The 23,192-nt window shown below is 71.3% G+C and carries 23 protein-coding genes; 17 read left to right on the forward strand and 6 right to left on the reverse strand.

The window, feature by feature from the left end:
* On the reverse strand, positions 1-459 hold the full coding sequence (locus tag QZL85_RS10695) for a VanZ family protein (protein WP_295576615.1): 459 nt from the start codon (positions 457-459) through the stop codon (positions 1-3).
* Positions 460-571: 112 nt separating this feature from the next.
* On the opposite strand from QZL85_RS10695, the gene glmS reads away from it, so the two are divergent.
* From glmS to QZL85_RS10750, 11 genes are all read left to right on the forward strand, one after another.
* Positions 572-2,422 (forward strand): glutamine--fructose-6-phosphate transaminase (isomerizing), encoded by a 1,851-nt coding sequence (gene glmS / locus QZL85_RS10700; RefSeq protein ID WP_295576617.1) that lies wholly within the window; start codon positions 572-574, stop codon positions 2,420-2,422.
* A gap of 178 nt (positions 2,423-2,600) precedes the next feature.
* Positions 2,601-2,981, forward strand: coding sequence for a holo-ACP synthase (locus QZL85_RS10705; protein ID WP_295576619.1), 381 nt, complete (start codon positions 2,601-2,603; stop codon positions 2,979-2,981).
* The gene (gene alr / locus QZL85_RS10710; RefSeq protein WP_295576621.1) at positions 2,978-4,102 is read left to right on the forward strand and encodes an alanine racemase; all 1,125 of its coding nucleotides are present in this window, start codon (positions 2,978-2,980) and stop codon (positions 4,100-4,102) included. Before QZL85_RS10705 ends, alr begins: the two co-directional genes overlap by 4 nt.
* The gene (tsaE, locus tag QZL85_RS10715; RefSeq protein ID WP_295576623.1) at positions 4,099-4,599 is read left to right on the forward strand and encodes a tRNA (adenosine(37)-N6)-threonylcarbamoyltransferase complex ATPase subunit type 1 TsaE; all 501 of its coding nucleotides are present in this window, start codon (positions 4,099-4,101) and stop codon (positions 4,597-4,599) included. Before alr ends, tsaE begins: the two co-directional genes overlap by 4 nt.
* A gap of 138 nt (positions 4,600-4,737) precedes the next feature.
* Positions 4,738-5,415 (forward strand): response regulator transcription factor, encoded by a 678-nt coding sequence (locus tag QZL85_RS10720; RefSeq protein WP_295576624.1) that lies wholly within the window; start codon positions 4,738-4,740, stop codon positions 5,413-5,415.
* The gene (locus QZL85_RS10725; protein WP_295576625.1) at positions 5,408-6,775 is read left to right on the forward strand and encodes a cell wall metabolism sensor histidine kinase WalK; all 1,368 of its coding nucleotides are present in this window, start codon (positions 5,408-5,410) and stop codon (positions 6,773-6,775) included. Before QZL85_RS10720 ends, QZL85_RS10725 begins: the two co-directional genes overlap by 8 nt.
* Before the next feature lie 99 nt (positions 6,776-6,874).
* On the forward strand, positions 6,875-7,687 hold the full coding sequence (locus tag QZL85_RS10730; RefSeq protein WP_295576626.1) for a hypothetical protein: 813 nt from the start codon (positions 6,875-6,877) through the stop codon (positions 7,685-7,687).
* A gap of 555 nt (positions 7,688-8,242) precedes the next feature.
* Positions 8,243-8,908 carry a tRNA (adenosine(37)-N6)-threonylcarbamoyltransferase complex dimerization subunit type 1 TsaB gene (gene tsaB / locus QZL85_RS10735; protein WP_295576627.1) on the forward strand — a complete coding sequence of 222 codons (666 nt, stop codon included), beginning with the start codon at positions 8,243-8,245 and terminating at the stop codon, positions 8,906-8,908.
* On the forward strand, positions 8,905-9,444 hold the full coding sequence (gene rimI, locus QZL85_RS10740; RefSeq protein WP_295576629.1) for a ribosomal protein S18-alanine N-acetyltransferase: 540 nt from the start codon (positions 8,905-8,907) through the stop codon (positions 9,442-9,444). Before tsaB ends, rimI begins: the two co-directional genes overlap by 4 nt.
* A complete protein-coding gene (gene tsaD, locus QZL85_RS10745) occupies positions 9,444-10,502 on the forward strand; it encodes a tRNA (adenosine(37)-N6)-threonylcarbamoyltransferase complex transferase subunit TsaD (protein ID WP_295576630.1) in 1,059 nt (352 codons plus the stop codon). Before rimI ends, tsaD begins: the two co-directional genes overlap by 1 nt.
* Complete coding sequence (locus QZL85_RS10750; RefSeq protein ID WP_295576631.1) at positions 10,499-11,134, forward strand: hypothetical protein; 636 nt, start codon at positions 10,499-10,501, stop codon at positions 11,132-11,134. The genes tsaD and QZL85_RS10750 overlap by 4 nt, the downstream gene beginning before the upstream one ends.
* Positions 11,135-11,179: 45 nt before the next feature.
* Here the strand turns inward: QZL85_RS10750 and QZL85_RS10755 are convergent, their stop codons facing one another.
* On the reverse strand, positions 11,180-12,385 hold the full coding sequence (locus QZL85_RS10755; RefSeq protein WP_295576632.1) for a class I SAM-dependent methyltransferase: 1,206 nt from the start codon (positions 12,383-12,385) through the stop codon (positions 11,180-11,182).
* A gap of 154 nt (positions 12,386-12,539) precedes the next feature.
* Here QZL85_RS10755 and groES point away from each other — a divergent pair, with 154 nt between their 5' ends.
* From groES to QZL85_RS10770, 3 genes are all read left to right on the forward strand, one after another.
* Positions 12,540-12,836, forward strand: a complete 297-nt coding sequence (gene groES / locus QZL85_RS10760) for a co-chaperone GroES (protein WP_039394204.1) — start codon at positions 12,540-12,542, stop codon at positions 12,834-12,836.
* A 139-nt stretch (positions 12,837-12,975) separates the two neighbouring features.
* Complete coding sequence (gene rarD / locus QZL85_RS10765) at positions 12,976-13,896, forward strand: EamA family transporter RarD (protein WP_295576633.1); 921 nt, start codon at positions 12,976-12,978, stop codon at positions 13,894-13,896.
* A 120-nt stretch (positions 13,897-14,016) separates the two neighbouring features.
* A complete protein-coding gene (locus tag QZL85_RS10770) occupies positions 14,017-15,285 on the forward strand; it encodes an ABC transporter substrate-binding protein (protein WP_295576635.1) in 1,269 nt (422 codons plus the stop codon).
* Between the two features lie 196 nt (positions 15,286-15,481).
* On the opposite strand, the gene QZL85_RS10775 is transcribed toward QZL85_RS10770, so the two are convergent.
* From QZL85_RS10775 to QZL85_RS10790, 4 genes are all read right to left on the reverse strand, one after another.
* Positions 15,482-16,246 carry an ABC transporter ATP-binding protein gene (locus tag QZL85_RS10775; RefSeq protein WP_295576636.1) on the reverse strand — a complete coding sequence of 255 codons (765 nt, stop codon included), beginning with the start codon at positions 16,244-16,246 and terminating at the stop codon, positions 15,482-15,484.
* Complete coding sequence (locus tag QZL85_RS10780; protein WP_295576781.1) at positions 16,243-17,118, reverse strand: ABC transporter ATP-binding protein; 876 nt, start codon at positions 17,116-17,118, stop codon at positions 16,243-16,245. The genes QZL85_RS10775 and QZL85_RS10780 overlap by 4 nt, the downstream gene beginning before the upstream one ends.
* A 196-nt stretch (positions 17,119-17,314) precedes the next feature.
* Entirely contained in the window at positions 17,315-18,304 is a 990-nt protein-coding gene (locus QZL85_RS10785) for a branched-chain amino acid ABC transporter permease (protein ID WP_295576637.1), read from the reverse strand.
* Positions 18,305-18,309: 5 nt separating this feature from the next.
* Positions 18,310-19,569, reverse strand: coding sequence for a branched-chain amino acid ABC transporter permease (locus QZL85_RS10790; RefSeq protein ID WP_295576638.1), 1,260 nt, complete (start codon positions 19,567-19,569; stop codon positions 18,310-18,312).
* A 293-nt stretch (positions 19,570-19,862) separates the two neighbouring features.
* Here QZL85_RS10790 and guaB point away from each other — a divergent pair, with 293 nt between their 5' ends.
* The 3 genes from guaB (at position 19,863) to QZL85_RS10805 (ending at position 23,146) form a co-directional block, all read left to right on the forward strand.
* Complete coding sequence (gene guaB / locus QZL85_RS10795; RefSeq protein ID WP_295576639.1) at positions 19,863-21,365, forward strand: IMP dehydrogenase; 1,503 nt, start codon at positions 19,863-19,865, stop codon at positions 21,363-21,365.
* Positions 21,366-21,646: 281 nt separating this feature from the next.
* Complete coding sequence (locus tag QZL85_RS10800) at positions 21,647-21,931, forward strand: Fe-S cluster assembly protein HesB (RefSeq protein ID WP_295576641.1); 285 nt, start codon at positions 21,647-21,649, stop codon at positions 21,929-21,931.
* 102 nt (positions 21,932-22,033) lie between these two features.
* A complete protein-coding gene (locus QZL85_RS10805) occupies positions 22,034-23,146 on the forward strand; it encodes an FAD-dependent oxidoreductase (protein ID WP_295576642.1) in 1,113 nt (370 codons plus the stop codon).
* The last annotated feature ends 46 nt before the right edge of the window (positions 23,147-23,192 follow it).

Genomic DNA, 23,192 nt, shown 5'->3' on the forward strand with positions numbered 1-23,192 from the left:
TCAGTCCTCGATCTCGGCGCGCTCCACGGTCGTCGTCCGGGCGGGTGCGGGGCGCCGCGCCGCCGCGATCACCGCGACGAGCAGCAGCCCGAGGCAGGCGCCCGTCGTGTTGGCGACGATGTCCATGACGCTCGGCGTCCGCTGGTCCAGTGCGATCGCCTGCACGCACTCGACCGTCACGGTGACGACGAGCGAGAGCGGCACCACGAGGTAGCGGGCTCGCGGGAGGATCAGCGCGAGCAGCACGCCGAGCGGGAAGAAGAGCAGGATGTTCGCGCCGAACTCGAGGCGCGGGTAGGTGAGGGCGGGCAGCGTGCTCGTGAGCTGCGCGATGAGCCCGCCGAGACCCGCATCGACCGGGGTGGGCCAGAACGCGATGGCCGCCAGCAGGACGCCGTAGAGGGCCAGGATGACGTGCGCGACGGCGCTGCGCGTCGGTGCGGTGATCGCGTCGTCCATAGCTGCCTCCCCGTCGGGCGCTGCGGCGTTGCGCGCATCCGAGAGTTTACGCGGGGGTGGCGGGGGGTTTGTGACGGCTTCTCACATGTCCGCTCCGCTTACGATGGGGTGCATGTGTGGAATCGTCGGATACGTGGGCCTGCGTGACAGCCAGGCGATCCTCCTTTCCGGGCTCGCCCGGCTCGAATACCGCGGGTACGACTCCGCCGGGATCGCGATCATCGACGGCGACGGCGACCTCGGGATGCGCAAGCGCGCCGGGAAGCTGAAAGTGCTGCGCGACGACCTGAAGGCGCACCCCCTCGCCGACGGCACAACCGGCATCGGCCACACCCGGTGGGCGACGCACGGCGGCCCGACCGACGAGAACGCGCACCCGCACCTCGCCGACGACGACAAGCTCGCCGTCATCCACAACGGCATCATCGAGAACTTCGCCGAGCTCAAGAACGAGCTCCTGGCAGAGGGCTACACCTTCCGCAGCGAGACCGACACCGAGGTCGCCGCGGTCCTGCTCGGCCGCGAGTACGAGGCCACGCACGACCTGGTCGGCGCGTTCCGCACCGTCGCGGCGCGCCTGGAGGGTGCGTTCACCCTGCTCGCGATGCACCGCGACGAGCCCGGCCTCGTGGTCGGCGCGCGCCGCAACTCCCCGCTCGTGATCGGTCTGGGGGAGGGCGAGAACTTCCTCGGCTCCGACGTCGCCGCCTTCGTCGAACACACGCGCAACGCGCTCGCGATCGGGCAGGACGAGATCGTCGCGATCACGCCCGACGGTGTCGAGGTCACCGACTTCGACGGCAACACCGTCGAGGTCGAGCCGTTCGAGGTCGTGTGGGATGCCTCGGCCGCGGAGAAGGGCGGCTGGTCGTCGTTCATGGCCAAGGAGGTCTCCGAGGAGCCCGAGGCCGTGGCCAAGACGGTCCTCGGTCGCGTCCGCGACGGCGCCGTGGTCATCCCCGAGCTCGAGGGCTTCGACGACCTGTTCCGCGGCATCACCCGCATCATCATCATCGCGTGCGGCACGGCCGCCTACGCGGGCATGGTCGGCAAGTACGCGCTCGAGCAGTGGACCCGCGTCCCGGTGGACGTCGAGCTCGCCCACGAGTTCCGCTACCGCGACCCGGTGATCGGGCCCGACACGCTCGTCGTGTCGATCTCGCAGTCCGGCGAGACCATGGACACGCTCATGGCGGTCAAGTACGCCCGCGAGCAGGGGGCGAAGACCCTCTCGATCTGCAACACGCAGGGCGCGACCATCCCGCGCGAGTCGGATGCCATCGTCTACACCCACGCCGGCCCCGAGGTCGCCGTCGCATCCACGAAGGCGTTCGTCGCCCAGATCACCGCGCTCTACCTGCTCGCTCTGCACGTGGGCCGCCTCCGCGGCGTGCTGTCGGCGGAGCAGTCGGCGGCCAACGTGCGCGAGCTCGAGGCCATCCCCGCCAAGATCGCGCGGGTGCTCGAGACCGAGCAGGCGCACATCGAGCAGTTCGCGCACTGGATGGGCGACACGCAGTCGGTGCTGTTCCTCGGCCGTCACGTCGGCTACCCGATCGCGCTCGAGGGCGCGCTCAAGCTCAAGGAGATCTCCTACATCCACGCCGAGGGCTTCGCCGCGGGCGAGCTCAAGCACGGTCCCATCGCGCTCATCGAGCCCGGCCAGCCGGTCTTCGTGATCGTGCCGTCGCCCCGCGAATCGGCGGAGCTGCACAAGAAGGTCGTCTCCAACATCCAGGAGATCCGCGCCCGCGGCGCCCGCATCATCGCGGTCGCCGAAGAGGGTGACGCGGCCGTGCTGCCGTTCGCCGACGAGGTGCTGCGCATCCCCCTGGCCGGACCCCTCTTCGAGCCGCTGCTGGCCGTCGTCCCGCTGCACATCTTCGCGATGGGGCTCGCGACGGCCAAGGGCCTCGACGTCGACCAGCCGCGCAACCTCGCGAAGTCCGTCACCGTCGAGTAGTCCCAGGGACGGCCGGACGTCCCGCGCGCCGCGCGGGCCGTAACTCCTCCTCTGAGGTGCGCACGCGCACGCGCGGCCGCGCCGAGTCCGGGTGTGGCGGAGTTCCGGCACGCCGCCACCTCCGTTCGGCGAAAGGTAGGCTGGCGGAGGCCGCGCAGCGGCGCGAGAGGAGGACGCCGTGATCATCGGAATCGGCGTCGACCTCGTGGATGTGCCGCGGTTCGAGCAGTCGCTCGCCCGCACCCCGGCGCTCCTGCAGCGCCTCTTCTCGCCGGCCGAGCGGATCCTCAAGCCCCGGTCGCTCGCCGCGCGGTACGCCGCGAAGGAAGCCCTCATCAAGGCGCTCGGCGGCTCGGACGGCGTGCACTGGACCGACATCGAGGTCGCGTCGGAGCCCTCCGGGCGTCCCGTCTTCGCGCTCTCGGGGTCCACGGCATCCGTCGTCGCCGAGCGCGGGATCACCGCCCTCCATCTCTCCCTCTCGCACGACGCGGGGCTCGCGGCCGCGTACGTCGTCGCGGAGGGCGTCGCGCCCGCCGAGCCGGAGCGCGGACGATGAGCCGGATGCCGGACGGGGTCATGCGCGAGGCCGTCATCGACGTCGGCGCGATCACCGCGAACGTGCGGCACCTGCGGCGCCTCACCGCATCCGAGGTCATCGCGGTGGTCAAGGCCGACGGATACGGGCACGGCGCGGTCCGCTCCGCGGTAGCTGCGCTCGAGGGCGGCGCGGCGCGACTCGGCGTGGCCGACGTCGGCGAGGCGCTCGCCCTCCGCCGGGCCGGAATCGACGCCCCGATCGTCGCGTGGCTGCATGCGCCGGGTGCGTCGTTCGCCGAGCCCGCGGCGCAGAACATCGAGCTCGGGATCTCGAGCAACGACCAGCTCCAGGCGGCGGCCGCGGCGGCGTCCCGCGACCGCCCCGTCGACGTGCACCTCAAGGTCGAGACCGGGCTCGGTCGCAACGGCATCGCGGCCGCAGACTACGGCATCGTGCTCGCCGAGGCCGCGCGCCTCGAGCGGCTCGGCAAGGTCCGCATCCTCGGCATCTTCAGCCATCTGTCGAACACGAGCGACGCCGACGACCGCGTCGCGCTGTCGCGGTTCCAGGTTGCGCTCGCCGCCGCCGCCGCGCAGGGCATCGCACCGCCGCTGCGGCACATCGCCGCCTCGCACGCCGCGATCGCGCTGCCCGAGGCGCGACTCGGGTGCGTGCGGCTCGGCATCTCGATGTACGGGCTCTCGCCGTTCGAGGATCGCACGTCGGCCGAGCTGGGGCTCCGGCCCGCCATGACGCTCCGCGCCGCCGTCGCCGCCGTGCGGCGCGTGCCCGCGGGTCAGGGCGTCTCGTACGGCTACGCGCACCGCACCGTCGCCGAGACCACCCTCGCCCTCGTACCGCTCGGCTACGCCGATGGCGTGCCGCGCAACGCCTCCGGTGCCGGCCCGGTCACGATCGGCGGGCGACGCTTCACCGTCGCCGGCCGGATCGCGATGGACCAGTTCGTCGTGGATGTCGGCGACGCCGACGTGTCGGTCGGCGACGAGGTCGTGCTGTTCGGCGACCCGACCCTGGGCGTGCCGTCGGCGGGCGACTGGGCCGCGGCATCCGGCACCATCAACTACGAGATCGTCACGCGCATCGGCCCGCGCGTGCCGCGCCGGCAGGTGTCGCAGTGAGCGGTCTCGCCGCCGTCGCGGGCACACGCGAGATCGACTCGCCCGCCGACATGGAGGCCTTCGGTCGCGCGATCGGCGCGCAGCTGCGTGCCGGCGACCTCGTCGTGCTCACCGGCCCGCTCGGAGCCGGGAAGACGACGCTGACCCGAGGGATCGCCGCCGGTCTCGGCGTGCGCGGTCCCGTGCAGAGCCCGACGTTCGTGATCGCCCGCACGCACCCGTCGCTCGTCGGCGGCCCGCCGCTCGTGCACGTCGACGCGTACCGGCTGGGCTCGCCGGCCGAGCTCGACGATCTGGGCCTGGACTACGACAACTCCGTCACGATCGTCGAGTGGGGCCGCGACATGGTCGACGGCCTCGTGGACGCGTGGTGGGAGATCGAGCTCGACCGGCAGTGGCACGGCCACGGCGTCGACTCGGCCTGCGGCACGACGGCGCACGACGCCGAGCTCGACGCCGACGCCCCGCGGCTCGTCACGGTCACCCGGAGGCCCTGACCCGGGTCCCATCCCGACGGGCTCGCCTGTCGCAGAGTGCCGTCGCCTCCCGTCGTTCGGGTCCGGCGAGCAGGCCACACCCCGCCCTCAGGCACCGGTTCAGGGTCCCGTCAGCGCGGACAGGGCAGACTCGGTCCCATGCGCGTGCTGCTCGTGGACGATGAGGTGCGCCTCGCCGAGGGCGTCCGCCGGGGCCTCGAGGCCGAGGGGATGACGGTCGACGTCGCCCACAACGGTGTCGACGGTCTGTGGCGCGCGCGCGAGCAGGACTACGACGTCATCGTGCTCGACGTCATGATGCCCGGCATGAGCGGCTACCGCGTCTGCGCGACGCTGCGCGCGGAGCAGATCTGGACCCCCGTCCTCTTCCTCACCGCCAAGGACGGCGAATGGGACGAAGTCGAAGGCCTCGACACCGGCGGCGACGACTGGCTTACGAAGCCCTTCTCCTTCCCCGTGCTCGTCGCGCGCCTGCGTGCCCTCGTGCGCCGCGGCGCCCGCGAACGCCCGGCGGTGCTCGAGGCGGGCGACCTGCGCCTCGACCCCGCGGCGCGCACCGTGCACCGCGGCGACCTCGAGATCGACCTCACGGCGCGGGAGATCGCCGTGCTCGACTTCCTCATGCGTCGCCGCGGCGAGGTCGTCACCAAGCTCGAAGTGCTGGACAACGTGTGGGCCGACGACTTCGACGGCGACCCGAACATCGTCGAGGTGTATGTCGGGCGGCTGCGCCGCAAAGTCGACCGCCCGTTCGGGCGCGACGGCATCCAGACCGTGCGCGGTTCGGGATATCGACTGGCGGCCGACGGTGGCTGATTCCTCCACCGCGCGCGCCTCCACCACGCGCGCCCCCGCCACGCGAGCGGATGCCGGGGACCGGCGCCGCACATCGCTGCGAACCCGCATCGTGGCCGTGGCCGTCGCGGTGGTCGCCCTCGCGCTCGGACTCGGCGCGGTGGGCGTCGTCATCACCCTCGACCGCATGCTCACCTCGCAGGTCGCCGAGCAGCTGCGCGGCGACCTGGACACCATGGCCGACGGCATCGAAGACGGCACGCTGACGCGGGACGGGGTGGAGCAACGGGACGACGACGTCCTCATCGCCTGGCACACCGGAGGCGAGACGGTGGTGAACGAGGACGAGGCCCGGTCGCTGCCCATCCCCGACGAGGACGCCGTCGCGCACACGACGGTCGACGGCGAGCGGATGCTGGTCGTGGCCGAGCGCATCGACGGGGGCGCGCTCGTGCTGGCGCGTTCGGTCGACGATGTGACCGAGGCCGTCGGCACGACCGGCGCGCTCCTGGCCGTTGCGGTACCGCTCGCCATCGCGCTGATCGGACTCGTCGTGTGGCTCGTCGTGACGCGGGCACTGGCTCCCGTCGAGCGGATCCGAGCACAGGTCGACGGCATCGATGCGTCGGCGCTGGACCGCCGGGTCCCCACCAGCGGACGGGGCGATGAGATCGATCGGCTCGCGGGCACGATGAACCGGATGCTCGACCGCGTCGAGGACGGCTACCGTGCGCGACAGCGCTTCGTCGGCGATGCCTCGCACGAGCTGCGCTCGCCGCTCGCGACGATCCGGCAGTTCGCGGAGCTGTCGCGGGCGCATCCCGAGACGACGGCGCCGGGCGAGCTGGCCGAGGTCGTGCTGGCGGAGGGTGGGCGGATGCAGGACATCGTCGAGGGGCTGCTGCTGCTGGCGCGACTCGACGAGAACGCGGTCTCGACGGCATCCCTCGTCGATCTCGACGATCTCGCGCTCGCCGAGGTGCAGCGCTTGCGCGGCCTCGGCGCTGTCGCGGTCGATGGGCGCGCGATCTCCGCGGTGGCCGTGCGCGGCGACGAGCGGCTGCTCGCGCGGGTCGCGCGGAACCTCGTCGACAACGCCGCGCGGCATGCGCGCACGACGGTGGCGATCGGATGCCGTGTCGCCGAGGGTCGCGCGCTGCTGTGGGTCGACGACGACGGCGACGGGGTCGCCCCGGACGATCGGGAGCGCGTCTTCGAGCGATTCGTGCGACTGGACGAAGCGCGATCGCGGGATGCCGGCGGCAGCGGCCTGGGCCTGGCGATCGTGCGAGAGATCGTCCTCGCCCACGGCGGCGAGGTGCGCATCGACGATGCCCCCTCCGGCGGGGCCCGTTTCGTCGTCGTGCTGCCCGCCGCCTGAGCTGCGCGTCCGCCGTGCGGGACCGACGTCACGCGCCTCCTGACAGCGCGTTCAGGGGAGTTCAGACCGGGTTCAGCGGCCCCGCGGGATCGTGGACACATGAACAGCCACGACTCCTCCTCCGCAGACCGCACGCCCGCCGACGACCAGCCCACGCAGGACTTCGGCGCCGCTCCCTCCGCCCACGCCGCGCCCGCCCTCCCCGCTGAGCCGGCCGCCGCCGAGAAGACCCCCGCCCGTCGCCGCCTCTCCCGTCCCGCCCTCATCGGCGCCGCGGCCGCCGGCATCCTCATCGTCGGTGGCATCGGGGCGGGCATCGGCTTCGCGCTCGCCGACCTCGACGACGATGACGACGACCGCTTCGAGGGCTCGCCGGCGTCCACCTCCTCGTCGCTCACGACCGCGGATGCGGACGACGACGACGCGGAAGACGCCGCCATGGATGGCGACGCGGACGACGCCGCGGCGGATGACGATGCGGACGACGCCGCCGCGGATGCCGCGGGTCCCGCGGACGCGGATGACTTCGTCGCCGCGATCGACGCGGCGATCGCGGCCGCGGACGCCGACGGCGCGACGTCGATCGAGCGCGAAGGCGCCGGCTGGTCCGTCGACGTCGTGCTGGCCGACGGGACGGAAGCCGACGTCCGCGTCGCGGCGGACGGTGCTGCCACGGTCCGCCCCGATGACGACACGAAGCGCAGCACGGACCCGCTGCTGGACACGTCCCGCGTCGCCGACATCGCCGCCGCCGCGATCGCCGCCGCCGGAGGCTCGGGCGCGGTCACCTCGATCGAGACCGATCGCGACGACAGCCACGCCTTCGACGTGAGCGTCGACCTCGGCGGTGGCCGCGACGCCGACGTCGCCCTCAGCGACACCCTCGAGGTCGTGCAGGTCGAGCAGGACTGACCTCGCCCGTCCCCGGCCCCGCTGTCCTCTCGGACGGCGGGGCCTTCGTCGTCGCGACATCCGCTTGGTTCATCCGCGCCAATTGGCGGGTCTGCCGGGCCCGCACCCGCATGTCGGCGCGGATGAACCCCGCCTGAGCCCGCGCGATCCGCTCGCCTGTCGCGAGACGCCGCCCCGAGTCGAAGATCGCGCCCGGCGAAGTGCACGGATTCATCCGCGGCACTGTGCGGGTCACGCGGCCCCGCACCCGCGAATCGGCGCGGGTCAACGGCATCCGCTTCGTTCATTCGCGCCACATCGCGGGTCGCGCGACCTCGCACCCGCATTTAGGCGCGGATGAATCCCGCAGACCCCGCACGCGCATTTCAGCGCGGGTCAACGGCATCCGCTACGTTCATCCGCGCCACATCGCGGGTCTGCCGGGCCTGCACCCGCATTTCGGCGCGGATGAATCCCGTCTGAGCCCGCCTGAGCCCGCCCGAGCCCCGCGCGACCCCGCTCGCCCGGCCCCGCCACCCCGCCGGCCCCGGATCCGACGGCGGATACCCTGGAGGTGTGATCCTCGGCATCGACACCTCCCTCGGCACCGCGGTCGCCGTCGTCGATCGCGACGGTGTCGTCCGGGCCGACGAGTCCCGCACCGACCCGCTGGGCCACGCCGAGGCGATCGGCGGACTCCTGCACGATGCCCTGGCCGCCGCCGCCCTCGGTCCGCTGGGAGCGACGTCGCCCGAGCCGGTCACGCTCACGGCCGTCGCCTCCGGCATGGGCCCGGGCCCCTTCACCGGTCTTCGCGTCGGCATCGCGGCGGCGCGGGCGTTCGCGCTGGGGCGCGGCATCCCCGTCATCCCGGTCGCCAGCCATGACGCCGCGGCCCTCGCGATCCTCCTCGCCGACCCGTTCGCCGACCTGCCGCGCTTCGCGGTCGTCACCGATGCGCGCCGGCGCGAGCTCGCCTTCACGGTGTACGAGGGTGTCGACGACGACGGGCTCCCGGTCCGCGTCACCGAGCCGGCCCTCGCGCCGCGCGACGACCTCGACGCGCGCCTCGCCGATGTCGGCGCGGAGCGCCGCGACGTCGCCGCGATCTCCGCCGCCATGATCGCCCTCGTCGCCGGGCGCGCCCTCGCCGCCGGGCGCGAGCTCGCGTCGGCCGAGCCGCTCTACCTGCGTGCGCCGGACGTCACGCTGCCGGGCGCCCGGAAGAAGGTCGGCACGTGACGCTGCGCACGGCGACGGCATCCGATCTCGCCGCCATCATGGATCTCGAGCGCACCTCGTTCCCCACCGACGCGTGGAGCGAGGCGATGATGCGTGCCGAGCTCGCGTCGCCGCACGGCCGTTACGTCGTCGACGAGTCCGGCGAGAGCCTCCTCGGGTACGGCGGGGTGCGGGCCGTGCAGGGCGCGGGGGATGCCGACATCCAGACCATCGCGATCGCCGAGGCGGCCCGCGGTCACGGCCGTGGTCGCGCGCTGCTGACCGAGCTGCTGCGCACAGCGAACGAGCGCGGCGCGCGCGACGTGTTCCTCGAAGTGCGCGCCGACAACCCCGTCGCCACCGCGCTGTACGCCTCGGAGGGGTTCACCGAGATCGCCCGCCGGCCCCGGTACTACCAGCCGGATGACGTCGACGCCGTCGTCATGAAGCTCGACCTCGCGGCGTGGGCCGCGAATGCGGCCGCCGCGGACGAGCCGGCACACGACACGGCGGCGCCGCATCCCGCGGAGACGATCGACGGAAAGGGATGGTGCTGATGGGCCGCGCCGAGCCGCTCGTCCTCGGAATCGAGACCAGCTGCGACGAGACCGGCATCGGGATCGTCCGCGGTCGCACGCTGCTGAGCAACACGATCGCGAGTTCGATGGACGAGCACGCCCGCTACGGCGGCGTCGTCCCCGAGGTCGCCGCCCGTGCACACCTGGAGGCGCTGCAGCCCGCCATCGAAGCGGCCGTCGCCGAAGCGGGCATCGCCCTGTCCGACCTGGATGCCGTCGCCGTGACCTCGGGTCCGGGTCTGGCCGGCGCCCTCATGGTCGGCATCGGCGCGGCCAAGGCGCTCGCCGTCTCGCTCGAGAAGCCCCTGTATGCCGTCAACCATCTCGTCGGGCACATCGCCGCAGACGTCCTCACCGGCGAAGAGGTGCAGTACCCGACGGTCGCCCTCCTCGTCAGCGGCGGCCACACCTCGCTCCTCCTCGTGCGCGACCTCGTCTCGGATGTCGAACTGCTCGGCGAGACGATGGATGACGCCGCCGGCGAGGCGTTCGACAAGATCGCGCGCATCCTCGGCCTGCCCTACCCGGGCGGTCCGGAGATCGACCGCGCGGCCGCGAAGGGCGACCCGAACGCGATCCGGTTCCCGCGCGGCATGTCCCGCGCGTCGGACATGGCCGAGCATCGGTACGACTTCTCGTTCTCCGGCCTCAAGACGGCGGTCGCGCGGTGGATCGAGCAGCGCGAAGCGGCCGGCGAGCCGGTGCCGGTCGGCGACGTGGCGGCATCCTTCCGCGAAGCCGTCGTCGACGTGCTCGTGACGAAGGCCCTCGACGCCTGCGCCCGCCACGACGTCCCCCGACTTCTCCTGGGCGGCGGCGTCATCGCCAACCGGCGCCTGCGCGAGGTCGCCCTGGAGCGTGCAGCGGCGGCCGGCGTCGCCGTGCGGATCCCGCCCCTGTCGCTGTGCACCGACAACGGCGCGATGATCGCCGCGCTCGCCGCGGAGCTCATCATGAGCGGCCGCGAACCGTCGACGCTCGCGTTCGGCGCCGATTCGACCCTCCCGGTCACGGAGATCCAGGTGGCGCCGGCATGAGCGGGCCCACTCCCGACGAGCGCCCGACGCGCCCCGACGACCGCCCGCCGCTGCCGGAGATCGACGCGTCGATCGCGGCAGCCCGCCACACGACGCCCGCACCGGATGCCGTGCCCGCCGCACCGCCCGCGCTGCCCGCACCACCCCTGCCGCCGTCAGCCTCGTCGGCCGCCGACCCCCTCACCGCCTCGCCGGCCGCCGGCGACCCCGTCCCCGATGTGCTCCGCCCGCCCGCCGTCGACGCGCCCACCGAAGACGTCGACCCGGCGGGTGATGCCCCGGCGCTGCCGGGGGAGCACCGTGGGGGCTTCCAGCGCGCGATGACCGAGCCCGTGCCGATCACGCAGCCCATCCACACCGAAGTCCGGTGGGCGCCCCCGCCGCCCGCGCCGCTCCCGCGCTCCGCCGGGTGGGCCATGACCTTCGCGGTCCTCGGACTGCTGGTCTCGTTCCTCGTCGGCTGGGGCTTCCTCATCGGGCTCGTGGGTGCCGGGTTCGCGATCGTCGCGCTCCGCCGCCCCTGGGAGCGCCGCGGCCTCGCCCAGTGGGCGCTGTGCCTCAGCCTGCTCTCCCTCGTCTTCAGCGCGGGCTGGCTCTGGTGGGCGTCGACCCAGGCGAACCTGTTCGGCTGAGCCGAGCACGGACACCGGGCACCGCAGGGCACCGGATGCCGGCGCTCAGACCCGCTCGGCGAGGATCGCCACCCGCCGCGCGGCCGCCTTCGGCCCTACCCGCGTGAGGATGAGGGTCGCCGAGGCATCGCCGCGCAGCCGCAGCCTGCGGCGGAACTGCGCCGGATCGATGTCCACCCCGCGCTTCTTGATCTCGATGGTGCCGATGCCGTTGGCCGCGAGCGCGGCGTTGATCGCGGGGACCTTCAGCGGCATGACCTCGCGCACGCGGAAGGTCTGCACGAACGGGCTCGTGAGCGCCGCCTCCGAGGTGAGGTAGGCGATGCCCTCCGCCAGCATCCCGGCCTGCAGATCGCGGGCGACCTCCCCGATGAGGCGCGCGCGGATGACGGCGCCCTCCGGCTCGTGCAGGTACCCGTCCACGACGAGGTCGCGGACGTCCGCGTCGGGCGCGTCGGCGGCGGCCGTCAGTTCGTGTGCGGCACCTCCGCGGATGACGAGCGCGGCCCGGCCCACGCCCGCCCGGGCCAGGCGGCCCGACCAGACGACCAGCTCGATCGTCGACCCGTCGACGCTGATCCACTGCGCCTCCATGCCCGCCGGCACGCGGTCGCGGTCGAACGCCGGTCCCAGCTTGATGCCGGCCGGCATCCGCTCGGCCAGGTCGAACGTCCAGTCCAGCGACGGCGACCACTCGTCGGCGCCCAGACGCGAGGTCTCGCTGTGCCCCGCGGAGCGACGGGCCGGGTCGAGCCACACGGCATCCACGCCGTCCAGGTCGACGTCCTCGGCGCGGGCGTGCCGCACCTGCACGGCGTCGCCGAACGGAGCGAGGTTGTAGGCGGCGAGCGCGGCGGTGATCTCGTCGGCGTCGACCGCGAGGACGTCCAGGCCGATGCCGGCGAGGCCGAGGGCGTCGCCGCCGATGCCGCAGCCGAGGTCGGCGACGCGCGTGACGCCCGCGTCGCGGAAACGCCCCGCGTGCCGCGCGGCGACCTCCAGACGCGTCGCCTGCTCGAGACCGGCCCGCGTGAACAGCATCCGGTCGGCGAAGGAGCCGAACTTCGCGCGCGCCTTCACGCGCAGCCGGGCCTGCCCGACGACGGCCGACACGAGGTCGGGGGAGTGCCCGGCGCTGCGCAGCCGCGAGACGACGGCGGCGACGTCGGCGGACGACTCCGCCGCGTCGGTCTCATCGAGCAGGCGCAGGCCCTCCGGGGTCAGCAGCGCGGTGAGCTCGGCCTGTTCCATCCGGCCAGCCTAGGCGCTGGGCGCGCCGCGATCCCGGGTGCATGACGCCGGGCTGGCACTCGCGTTGCGAGAGTGCCAGACGCGCTCTAGACTTGCCGTTAGCACTCTCAGTGTGTGGGTGCTAACCAGTCTTGAAGCAAGAAAGAGGTAGACCGTGTCGGTTTCCATCAAGCCGCTCGAGGACCGCATCGTCATCAAGCAGGTCGAGGCCGAGCAGACCACTGCCAGTGGCCTGGTCATCCCCGACACTGCGAAGGAGAAGCCCCAGGAGGGCGAGGTCGTCGCAGTGGGTCCGGGTCGTATCGATGACAACGGCAACCGTGTTCCGCTCGACGTCGCCGTGGGCGACCGTGTGCTCTACAGCAAGTACGGCGGCACCGAGGTCAAGTTCGGCGCGGACGAGTACCTCGTCCTGTCGGCTCGCGACGTCCTGGCGGTCGTCGTCCGCTGATCTGCAGCGCTTCTGAGGGGCCCGGATGCTTCGGCATCCGGGCCCCTCTGCGTCTCTGGCAGTCCGCGCACGCACATCGGCAGGATCCGGCACCCTCGCGTGAACCCGGTGCAGTCATGACCGTTCTAGGCTCGGACTCATGACACCCGAGGAATCCGCCCGCGAGGAGACCCTCGGCGGCGTCTACGCCTTCTGCGCGTACTTCCTCTGGGGATTCATGCCCCTCTTCTTCCTCGTCCTCACCCCCACCGGGCCGTGGGAGATCGTCGCCTGGCGCATCCTGCTCTCGCTCGGCTTCTGCGCCATCCTCCTCACCGTCACGCGGACGTGGGCGAAGCTCTTCGCCATCCTCCGCAATCGCCGGCTCGTGTTCTGGACGATCGTCGCGGGGCTCCTCATCTACGTGAACTGGCAGGTGTTCCTCATCGGGACGCTCACCGGGCACGTCATCGAGGGCAGCCTCGGGTACTTCATAAACCCGATCGTGACCGTCCTGCTCGGCGTCCTCGTGCTCAAGGAGCGCCTGCGCATCGCCCAGTGGGTCGCGATCGGCATCGCTGTCCTCGCGGTCATCGTCATCATCGTCGGCTACGGCGCGTTCCCCTGGATCGCCCTGACCCTCGCGGCGAGCTTCGGCACGTACGGTCTCGTGAAGAAGCAGATCGGTCCCTCCGTGGATGCCGTCAGCGGTCTCACGCTCGAGTCGCTGTGGCTGGCGCCCGTGGCCGTCGTCCAGCTGATCGTCGTCGCCGCGACCGCAGGGCTCACGATGGGGCAGATCAGCGGCTGGCACACCGTCCTGCTCCTGCTGGCCGGAGCCGTCACGGCCACGCCGCTCCTCTTCTTCGCGGCCGGTGCGCGCCGCGCCCCGCTGACCGTCATCGGCCTGCTGCAGTTCGTCGCTCCGATCCTGCAGTTCATCACCGGCGCGTGGATCATGCAGGAGCCGATGCCCCTCGAGCGGTGGATCGGATTCGGCCTCGTCTGGCTCGCCCTCGTCGTGCTCATGGTGGACTCGCTGCGCAGCGCGCGACGGCCCGTGGTGGGCACCGCAAGATAACGATTCATCTCCGTTACACATCGTTAACGAGACGCAACACTCGCGAGACGTGGACTTGGTTAGGTTTGTCCCACTGGGCGGCGCCCGAGCCACCCGTGTCCAAACACAGCAAGGAGCAACATGAGCGTCTTTACACGTTCGCGTGCTGGCAAGGCTCTCGGCGGCATCGCCGTCGCTGCCGTCAGTGCGGTTCTGCTCGCGGGGTGTGCCGGTGGGGGAACCCCCGCCGAGCCCAGCGAGTCCAATGCACCTCCCGCGGAGGACCTGACCCTCAAGATCGGCACTGTGCTGCCGCAGACGGGCAGCCTCGCGTTCCTCGGCCCGCCCGAGGAGGCCGGCGTCCTGCTCGGTGTCAACGAAGTCAACGAGGCCGCCAAGGGCATCACCGTCGACCTGACGCCGGGCGACTCGGGTGACGCCGACAACAAGGCTTTCGAGACCACCGTCCCCAAGCTCCAGAACGCGGGCGTCTCCGCGATGATCGGCGCCGCCGCCTCGGGCGTGACGAAGCTGTTCCTGGACTCCAACGTCTCGGCTGGGATCATCACGTTCTCGCCGGCGAACACCTCGCCGGACTTCACCGAGTGGCCGGATGACGACCTGTACTGGCGCACCGCTCCGAGCGACCTGCTCCAGGGCGAGGTCATCGGCAACCTCGTCGCCGAGGACGGCCACAAGAACATCGGCATCCTGTACCAGAACGACGCGTACGGCACGGGCCTGCGCGCCGTCGTCAAGGAGGTCTTCGAGAGCACCGGCGGTACCGTCGTGGCCGAGGCTTCCTACAACGACGGTGACGGCCAGTTCGACGCTCAGGTCCAGACGATCTCGGCGGCCAACCCCGACGCGATCGTGCTGATCACGTTCGACCAGTTCGCGACCATCGCGCCGCTGCTGGTGAACGCTGGCCAGGACGCGGCGAACTTCTACCTCGTGGACGGCAACCTCAAGCAGTGGGGCGACGACGTGTCGGTCTCGCTCGAGGGCGCCAAGGGCACCACGCCCGGTCCGGTGCTCGAGGACGACTTCCAGGGACGTCTGAACGACGCCTGGACGGCCGAAGGCAACGACGCGCTGACCGACTTCTCGTACGCCGCAGAGTCGTACGACGCGGTCATCCTGATGGCGCTGGCCTCCCTCGCGGCAGGCTCGACGGACGGCGCCGACATCGCCGGTTCGCTGCAGGAGGTCTCCGGTGGCTCCGGCGAGGGTGAGAAGTGCAGCTCGTTCGCGGACTGCGCCGACATCATCCTCGGTGGCGGCACGGCTGACTACGACGGATACTCCGGCCCGGTCACGTTCGACGAGAACGGCGACCCGACCGAGGCGTCCATCGGTGTCTTCCAGTACAAGGCCGACAACACGCACGAGCGCATCGAAACCCGCTGACGCTCAGCACAACGCGGAAGGGCCCCGGAGCGATCCGGGGCCCTTTCCCGTGCGTGCGGCGCGCTCGGCGGCGTCGGGTGCGGTGCGAGGCGGTGCGAGCCGCAGGGCCGAGCGTGACCCCTGTGGCGGGTCGCACGCCGGGGCACAACGACGAGGGGGGCGGATGCCGCAGCATCCGCCCCCCTCGTGACGCGCGTCAGTCGTTGCCGAGCGTGCCCAGGTACAGGCCGATGACGTGCGGGTCGTTGAGCAGGTCGCGGCCGGAGCCGGTGTGGGCGTCGCGGCCCTGGTCCAGCACGTAGCCGCGGTCGCAGATCTGCAGGCAGCGACGCGCGTTCTGCTCGACCATGATCGTCGTCACGCCGGCCTTGTTGATGTCGGAGACGCGCAGGAACGCGTCGTCCTGGCGGACGGGGGACAGACCGGCGCTCGGCTCGTCCAGGAGCAGCACGGACGGCTCCATCATGAGCGCGCGGCTCATCGCGACCATCTGCCGCTCGCCGCCGGAGAGCGACCCGGCGCGCTGCTTGAGGCGCTTGCCGAGCTCGGCGAAGATGCCGGTCACGAACTCGAGACGCTCGGCGTAGATCTTGGGGTTCTGGTAGAGCCCCATCTGCAGGTTCTCCTCGATGGACAGCGAGGGGAACACGTTGTTCGTCTGCGGGACGAAGGCGACGCCGCGCTGCACGAGCTTGTCGGCGTTGAGGCCGACGATGCTCTCGCCGTTGACGGTGATGTCGCCGCCGCGGATCTTCACCATGCCGAAGATCGCCTTCAGGAGCGTCGACTTGCCGGCGCCGTTCGGGCCGATGATGCCGATCAGCTCGCCCTTGCGGGCCACGAGATTCGCGCCGTTGATGATGTTGATGCCCGGCAGGTAGCCGGCCGTCAGGTCCTGCACGTCGACGACGATGTCGGATCCGGTCGTCGTCGGCGCCGTGGCGGGGGCGGGAGTGCTCACTTGGTCTCCTCCTCGGCGTGGGCGATCGATGCCGCCTCTTCCTCCTTGATCTCCTCGAGCAGCTCCTTCGCGGAGCTGTCGAGCTCACCGGCCACACGGCCGGTCACGACACCGAGGTCGACGTCCTGGTGGCTGCCGAGGTACGCGTCGATGACCGCCTGATCCTGCATGACGCTGTCCGGCGGGCCCTCTGCGACGACGCGGCCTTCGGCCATCACGACGACCCAGTCGGCGATGTGGCGCACCATGTGCATGTCGTGCTCGACGAACAGGACGGTGACGCCGAGGTCCTTGAGGTCGAGGATGTGGTCGAGCAGCGACTGCGTGAGGGCCGGGTTGACGCCGGCCATCGGCTCGTCGAGCATGACGAGGTTCGGGTCGCTCATGAGTGCCCGCGCCATCTCGAGGAGCTTGCGCTGGCCGCCGGAGAGCGAGGCCGCGAAGTCCTTCTCCTTGGCGTCGAGCTTGAACCGCTTGAGCAGTCCGCGCGCCTTCTCCTCGTTGTCGGTCTCCTGCGTGCGCCAGACGAACGGCAGGAACGCCTGCCAGAACTTCTCGCCGCGCTGCCCGGGAGCACCGAGCTTCATGTTCTCCAGCACCGTCAGGAGCGACAGCGCCTTCGTCAGCTGGAACGTGCGGACCTGGCCGAGGCGAGCGACCTTGAACGCGGGGATGCCGGCGAGGCTCTTGCCGTCGTACGACCATGTGCCGGTGTTCGGCTTGTCGAACCCGCACAGCAGGTTGAACAGGGTCGTCTTGCCGGCGCCGTTGGGGCCGATGAGGGCGGTGATGGCGTTCCGCGGGATCTCGAGGTGCTCGACGTCGACGGCGGTGAGACCGCCGAAGCGGCGCGTGACGCCGTCCATGACCATGATGGGGTCGACCTTCGCGACGCCGGGGACGCCGGGTCCCTTCGCGAGTCCCGTCGCCTTGGGACGGGGGATGCTTCCGGTGGCGGAGGCCGGTTCGGTGACGCCGTCCGTCTCGCCGGCCGGGGTGTCGCCCATCGGGACGTACGCCGGCTCGCTCGGACGGTCGCCCGGAGCGCCGGCCGCGTTGCTTGGCGGGTTATTTGACAAAGGTCATCTCCCTCTTGTCGCCGAGGATGCCCTGCGGCCTGAAGATCACGATGAGCATGAGCGCGACGCCGACGAGGATGTACCGCAGCGTGCCCGCCTGGATGTCGGTCATCGGCAGCCAGCCGGCCTGCGCCATCTGGGGGAGCAGGTTGCCGAGCAGCGCCAGCACCATCCAGAAGATCACCGCGCCCAGCGACGGGCCGAAGATCGTCGACGCGCCACCCAGAAGGAGGATCGTCCAGAGGAAGAAGGTCAGCGCCGTCGTGTAGCTCGACGGGATCACGGCGGACGGCAGCACGTAGATGATGCCGCCGAGAGCGCCGATGACACCACCGACGACGAGCGCCTGCATCTTGTACGCGAACACGTTCTTGCCGAGCGACCGCACGGCATCCTCGTCTTCACGGATGCCCTTGAGGACGCGGCCCCACGGGCTGCGCATGAGCGCCCAGACGACGAACAGCGAGACGGCGAGCAGGAGGACGCCGAACACGATGACCCACAGCTGGGCCGCGGTGTACTGCCACGGGCCGAAGCCGTACCGCTCGCCCTTGGGCAGCGCGGGGAAGGGGTTCGCGGACTGGAAGCTCCCGTTGTAGCCGCCGAGGCCGTCGGCGGAGTTCGTCCATGTGTCGAACACCTGCGTCGTGAACAGCAGGCGCACGATCTCGGCCGCCGCGATCGTGACGATCGCGAGGTAGTCGGCGCGCAGACGCAGCGTCGGCACACCGAGGATGATCGCGAACAGCGCCGCGAGCAGGAGGCCGACGAGCATCGCGAGGTACCACGGCATGCCGAAGCTCAGGACCGAGATGGCGTACCCGTAGGCCCCGAGGGCCATGAAGCCCGCCATACCGAAGTTGAGCAGACCCGCGTAGCCGAAGTGGACGGCGAGACCGGTCGCGGCGAGCGCGTACGCGATCGTGACCGGGCTCAGCAGGTAGCCGAGCGTGTTGGTGAGGATGGCGCCCCAATCCATGGCGGCTACCCCAATCTTTCTTTACGGCCGAGGAGACCCTGCGGCCTCACGAGGAGGATGAGGATCAGGACGACGAGGGCGCCTGCGTACTTGAGGTCGGAGGGGATCCACAGCGTCGAGGTCTCCACGACGATGCCGACGATCAGCGAGCCGAGCAGGGCGCCGAACGCGGTGCCGAGGCCGCCGAGGGTGATGGCCGCGAAGATCAGCAGAAGCATCTGCGTGCCCATGTCCCACCGCATCCCGGGGCGGAAGTAAGCCCACAGCACGCCGGACAGGGCGGCGAGGATGCCGGCGACCACCCAGACGATGCGGATGACGCGGTCGACGTTGATGCCCGACGCGGCCGCGAGCTGCGGGTTGTCGGAGATCGCGCGGGTCGCCTTGCCGATGCGCGTCCGCAGCAGGAAGTAGGCCACGGCGAGGATCGCCACGACGCTCACCGCCATGCTGATGAGGTCGATGTACGAGAGCTGGATCGGTCCGAGCTGGATGGGCGCGGGGCTGGCCCCGGCCAGCTGGTAGGTCTTGCCGCCGATGAAGTACTGGAACGTGTACCGCATCGCGAGCGACAGGCCGATGCTGACGATCATGAGCTGCACGACGCCGAGTCCGCGGTGTCGCAGGGGACGCCAGAGCCCGGCGTCCATCGCGAGGCCGAGGACGGCGCCGCCGAGCACCGCGGCGATCACGCCGGCCCAGAGCGGCAGCTGCCACATCGTGGTGGCGACGAGGGTCACGAGCGCGCCCCAGGTCACCATCTCGCCGTGCGCGAAGTTCGACAGGCCCGTCGTGCCGTAGATGAGGGCCGCGCCCATCGCCGCGAGGGCGAGGAGGAGGCCGAAGTTCAAGCCGCCGATGAGGCGGACGAACAGCTGCTCCGCGAAGCCCTGCGTCACGCGCTCGCCCTCGCCGAGGAAGAGGTTGACGATCTTCGACTTGGTGAGGCCGAACTCGACCTTCTGCGATGCCGACTCGCCTTCGACGATGACGCCGTCCGGCAGCGTCGACTCGTCGACCGTGAGCGTGTACTCCGCCTTCTCCGGCACGTACAGCCGCCAGCGGCCGTCGTCGCCCGTGAGCGTCTCGGCCTCGAAGCCGGCGCCTTCGATCCGCAAGGTGACATCCGGAACCGGCTTGTCCTCGAAGGTGATGACACCGCCGAAGTAGAAGTCGGTCTGCTCCTGGTCACCGCCCGGCTCGTCGGGTGCGGCAGCCATCGCCGCGACCGGACTGCTGAACAACAGCAGTGCGGCCGCCAGCATGGCGCCCAGGAACAGCACAAGCCACCTCAATGGGCGTCTTGCGGTCACGGTCGTGGGACTCACGAATCCTCCAGTCCGGCGCACCTGCTCGGGTTGATGCGGTCGCATCGGCATTGATCAACGACGGTACGAGCGTAATGTGTCGGTTTTGTTTCGCCTATCGCACTCTTTTCCGCCTGCGGCCGCGGGGGCCCGCAGATGCCCGGATTCCCGGCGATCACGCACCCGGATCCGGAATGAAACGCCCGGCGCGCCGCTTAGAATCAGTAAGCCCGGAAGATGCAGGAGAGCGCATGGAGCACAACGACCCGTTCGGTTTCGTAGGACTGACGTACGACGATGTCCTCCTCCTCCCGGGGCACACCGACGTGATCCCCTCCGAGGCGGACACCTCGTCGCGCGTGTCGCGTCGCATCACCGTCGCGACACCGCTGCTGTCCTCCGCGATGGACACGGTCACCGAAGCGCGGATGGCGATCGCGATCGCCCGCGAAGGCGGGCTCGGCATCATTCACCGGAACCTCTCCATCGAGGACCAGGCGTCGATGGTCGACCGCGTCAAGCGCTCCGAGTCGGGCATGATCACCGACCCCATCACGACCACGCCGGACGCGACGATCGACGAGGTCGACGCGCTCTGCGCGCAGTACCGCATCTCCGGTCTGCCGGTCATCGACGAGGACGGGCGCCTCCTCGGCATCATCACCAACCGCGACATGCGGTTCGTCTCCGGCTTCGAGCGGCAGAGCACGAAGGTCCGCGACGTCATGACGAGCGAGGGCCTCGTCACCGGCAAGGTCGGCATCGGCGCGAACGAGGTCATCGCCCTCTTCGCCCAGCACCGGGTCGAGAAGCTCCCGCTCATCGACGACGACGGCAAGCTCGCCGGCCTCATCACGATCAAGGACTTCGACAAGAGCGAGAAGTACCCCCTCGCCACGAAGGACGAGCAGGGCCGACTCCGCGTCGGCGCCGCCATCGGATTCTTCGGGGATGCGTGGGAGCGCGCCGAGGCGCTGCGCGACGCGGGTGTCGACGCCATCGTCGTCGACACCGCGAACGGGCAGTCCGCCGGCGTCATCGACATGGTGCGCCGCATCAAGGCCGACCCGACGTTCGCGCACATCGACGTGATCGGCGGCAACGTCGCGACGCGCGAGGGCGCCCAGGCGCTCATCGACGCAGGTGTGGATGCTGTCAAGGTCGGTGTGGGTCCGGGCTCGATCTGCACGACCCGCGTCGTCGCGGGCGTCGGCGTCCCGCAGGTCACGGCGATCTGGGAGGCGTTCCTGGCCGCCCGCGAGGCCGGCGTCCCGATCATCGCCGACGGCGGTCTGCAGTACTCCGGCGACATCGCCAAGGCGCTCGTCGCCGGCGCCGACACCGTCATGCTCGGCTCGCTGCTCGCCGGCACCGACGAGTCGCCGGGCGAGATCGTCTTCCAGGGCGGCAAGCAGTTCAAGCTGTACCGCGGCATGGGGTCGCTCGGCGCGCTGCAGACCCGCGGCAAGAAGACCTCGTACTCGAAGGACCGCTACTTCCAGGCCGACGTCCCGAGCGACGACAAGCTCATCCCCGAGGGCATCGAGGGTCAGGTCGCGTACCGCGGCCCCGTCTCGGCCGTGGCGTACCAGCTCGTCGGAGGCCTCCGGCAGTCGATGTTCTACGTGGGCGCTCGGACGATCGAGGAGCTGAAGGCGCGCGGCAAGTTCGTCCGCATCACCTCCGCGGGCCTCAAGGAGTCGCACCCGCACGACGTGCAGATCATCGTCGAGGCCCCCAACTACAAGAAGTAGCCTCGCGCTCGGCGCCGCGGCGCGCCGGCATCCGGCATCCATCTCGCCGAGAAACCACATCGGACACGAGAAACCACGGATGCCGTGATTTCTCATGCGGAATGTGGTTTCTCGCAGGCGCGACGTCTGGGGCTCGCGGGCGCGACGTCGGGGGCGAGCGCATTGCGCGAGCGCGCGCCGAAACCCTGAGAGTCGTCTCCGAGACCGGGCTGTGGCTTGAGATGCCGGCCGGTTCTCGGCATCGTGGCCTGCTCCAACGCCCGACGAACGAAGGAGAAGGCATGCTCACCCTCACGACAGACGCACGCACGGCCGTCGCATCGATCGTCTCGAACGCCCACGTGGCCGAGACCGGCGGTGTGCGCATCGCCGATGACGGCACCGGCGCGCAGGGCTTCGCGCTCAGCATCACCGGACAGCCCGAAACGACCGACACGGTCGTCGACGATGCCGGAGCCCGCGTCTTCCTGGACGCCGCCGCGGCGGCGGTCCTCGACGACAAGGTGCTCGACGCCGCCCCGGACGAGAACGGCGCAGTGCGCTTCGAGCTGCTGCCGCAGCCGTAACCGCTCACTTGTGCGACGGCCCCCGGTGCGATGCGCGCCGGGGGCTTCGTCGTGCGCGGCGGCGGCAGAATGGATGCCGTCGCCCGTCGAGAGGAAGCACCCATGCCCGAGCGCACCAGATTCGTCGTCGTCGGTGGCGGCGTCATGGGGCTCGCCGCGGCGTGGGAGCTGAGCCGGCGCGGTGAGCGTCCCCTCGTGCTGGAGCGCTTCGCGCGCGGCCACACCCGCGGCGCCTCGCATGGAGCGACCCGGAACTTCAACAACGCCTACGCCGAGGAGCACTACCTCGACCTGCTGACCCGCGCGCGGACGGGCTGGGACGCGCTCGGCGAGGTGGAGGGCGAACCGCTCCTGCGTCTGCACGGCCTCGTGTCGCACGGCGCGGGCGCGACGCTCGGGGGCACCGGCGGCGGCCTGGTCGAGGTCGAGCGGAGGCTCCGCGAGCGCGGCATCCCGGCGACCCTCCTCGACCCCGCGGACGCCGCGCGGCGCTGGCCCGGGATGCGGTTCGAGGACACCGTGCTGCACTCGCCCGACGCGGGCGTGGCGCGCGCCGACGCGACCCTCCGCGAGCTCGAGCGACGCATCGTCGCGGCCGGCGGCGAGGTCCGGTGGGAGACGCCGGCGCTCGGCATCGACGAGGACGCCGACGGCGTCACGGTGCGCACCGACGGCGGAGCGATCCGGGCCGAGGTCGTGGTCGCGGCGGCCGGAGCGTGGACGAAGGCCCTGCTCACCGGCATCCGCCTGCCGCGTCTCACCGTCACGGAGGAGAGCCCCGCGCACTTCACGCCGCGCGAACCGGGCTCGCCGTGGCCGTCTTTCAACCACTTCGTGACCCCCGGGACGTGGCCCGCCCCGGTGTACGGCATGCCGACGCCGGGCGAGGGCGTCAAGGTCGGCTTCCACCGCGTCGGCGACGAGGTCGACCCGGACGCGCGTCCCTTCCGCCTCGACGCGCACGCGGAGATGCTCGCCGCCTACGTGCGGGAGTGGATGCCGGGGCTGGATGCCGGCACCGCCGCTCCGATCAGCTGCACCTACACCTCGACGGACGACGACGCCTTCGTGCTCGACCGGCGCGGGCGGATCGTGGTCGGCGCGGGGTTCTCCGGGCAGGGCTTCAAGTTCGCGCCAGGCGTTGGCGCCGTGCTGGCCGACCTCGCGCTGGATCCGGCGGCGCTCGCCGCGCCGGCGTTCCGCCTCCCCGCCTGACGCCTGCGCGGGCCCGGGGTGTCGCGCACCGCGACCGGTAGGCTGG

The organism is uncultured Microbacterium sp. (genome assembly GCF_900078385.1).
GTDB lineage: Bacteria > Actinomycetota > Actinomycetes > Actinomycetales > Microbacteriaceae > Microbacterium.

Bases quoted from the DNA above. Each gene is read 5' to 3' on its own strand.
- QZL85_RS10695 (WP_295576615.1), bottom strand. From the start codon at position 459: ATGGACGACGCGATCACCGCACCGACGCGCAGCGCCGTCGCGCACGTC.
- glmS (WP_295576617.1), top strand. From the start codon at position 572: ATGTGTGGAATCGTCGGATACGTGGGCCTGCGTGACAGCCAGGCGATC.
- alr (WP_295576621.1), top strand. From the start codon at position 2,978: ATGAGCCGGATGCCGGACGGGGTCATGCGCGAGGCCGTCATCGACGTC.
- QZL85_RS10720 (WP_295576624.1), top strand. From the start codon at position 4,738: ATGCGCGTGCTGCTCGTGGACGATGAGGTGCGCCTCGCCGAGGGCGTC.
- QZL85_RS10730 (WP_295576626.1), top strand. From the start codon at position 6,875: ATGAACAGCCACGACTCCTCCTCCGCAGACCGCACGCCCGCCGACGAC.
- tsaD (WP_295576630.1), top strand. From the start codon at position 9,444: ATGGGCCGCGCCGAGCCGCTCGTCCTCGGAATCGAGACCAGCTGCGAC.
- QZL85_RS10750 (WP_295576631.1), top strand. From the start codon at position 10,499: ATGAGCGGGCCCACTCCCGACGAGCGCCCGACGCGCCCCGACGACCGC.
- QZL85_RS10755 (WP_295576632.1), bottom strand. From the start codon at position 12,385: ATGGAACAGGCCGAGCTCACCGCGCTGCTGACCCCGGAGGGCCTGCGC.
- rarD (WP_295576633.1), top strand. From the start codon at position 12,976: ATGACACCCGAGGAATCCGCCCGCGAGGAGACCCTCGGCGGCGTCTAC.
- QZL85_RS10770 (WP_295576635.1), top strand. From the start codon at position 14,017: ATGAGCGTCTTTACACGTTCGCGTGCTGGCAAGGCTCTCGGCGGCATC.
- QZL85_RS10780 (WP_295576781.1), bottom strand. From the start codon at position 17,118: ATGGTCATGGACGGCGTCACGCGCCGCTTCGGCGGTCTCACCGCCGTC.
- QZL85_RS10785 (WP_295576637.1), bottom strand. From the start codon at position 18,304: ATGGATTGGGGCGCCATCCTCACCAACACGCTCGGCTACCTGCTGAGC.
- QZL85_RS10790 (WP_295576638.1), bottom strand. From the start codon at position 19,569: ATGCTGGCGGCCGCACTGCTGTTGTTCAGCAGTCCGGTCGCGGCGATG.
- guaB (WP_295576639.1), top strand. From the start codon at position 19,863: ATGGAGCACAACGACCCGTTCGGTTTCGTAGGACTGACGTACGACGAT.
- QZL85_RS10800 (WP_295576641.1), top strand. From the start codon at position 21,647: ATGCTCACCCTCACGACAGACGCACGCACGGCCGTCGCATCGATCGTC.
- QZL85_RS10805 (WP_295576642.1), top strand. From the start codon at position 22,034: ATGCCCGAGCGCACCAGATTCGTCGTCGTCGGTGGCGGCGTCATGGGG.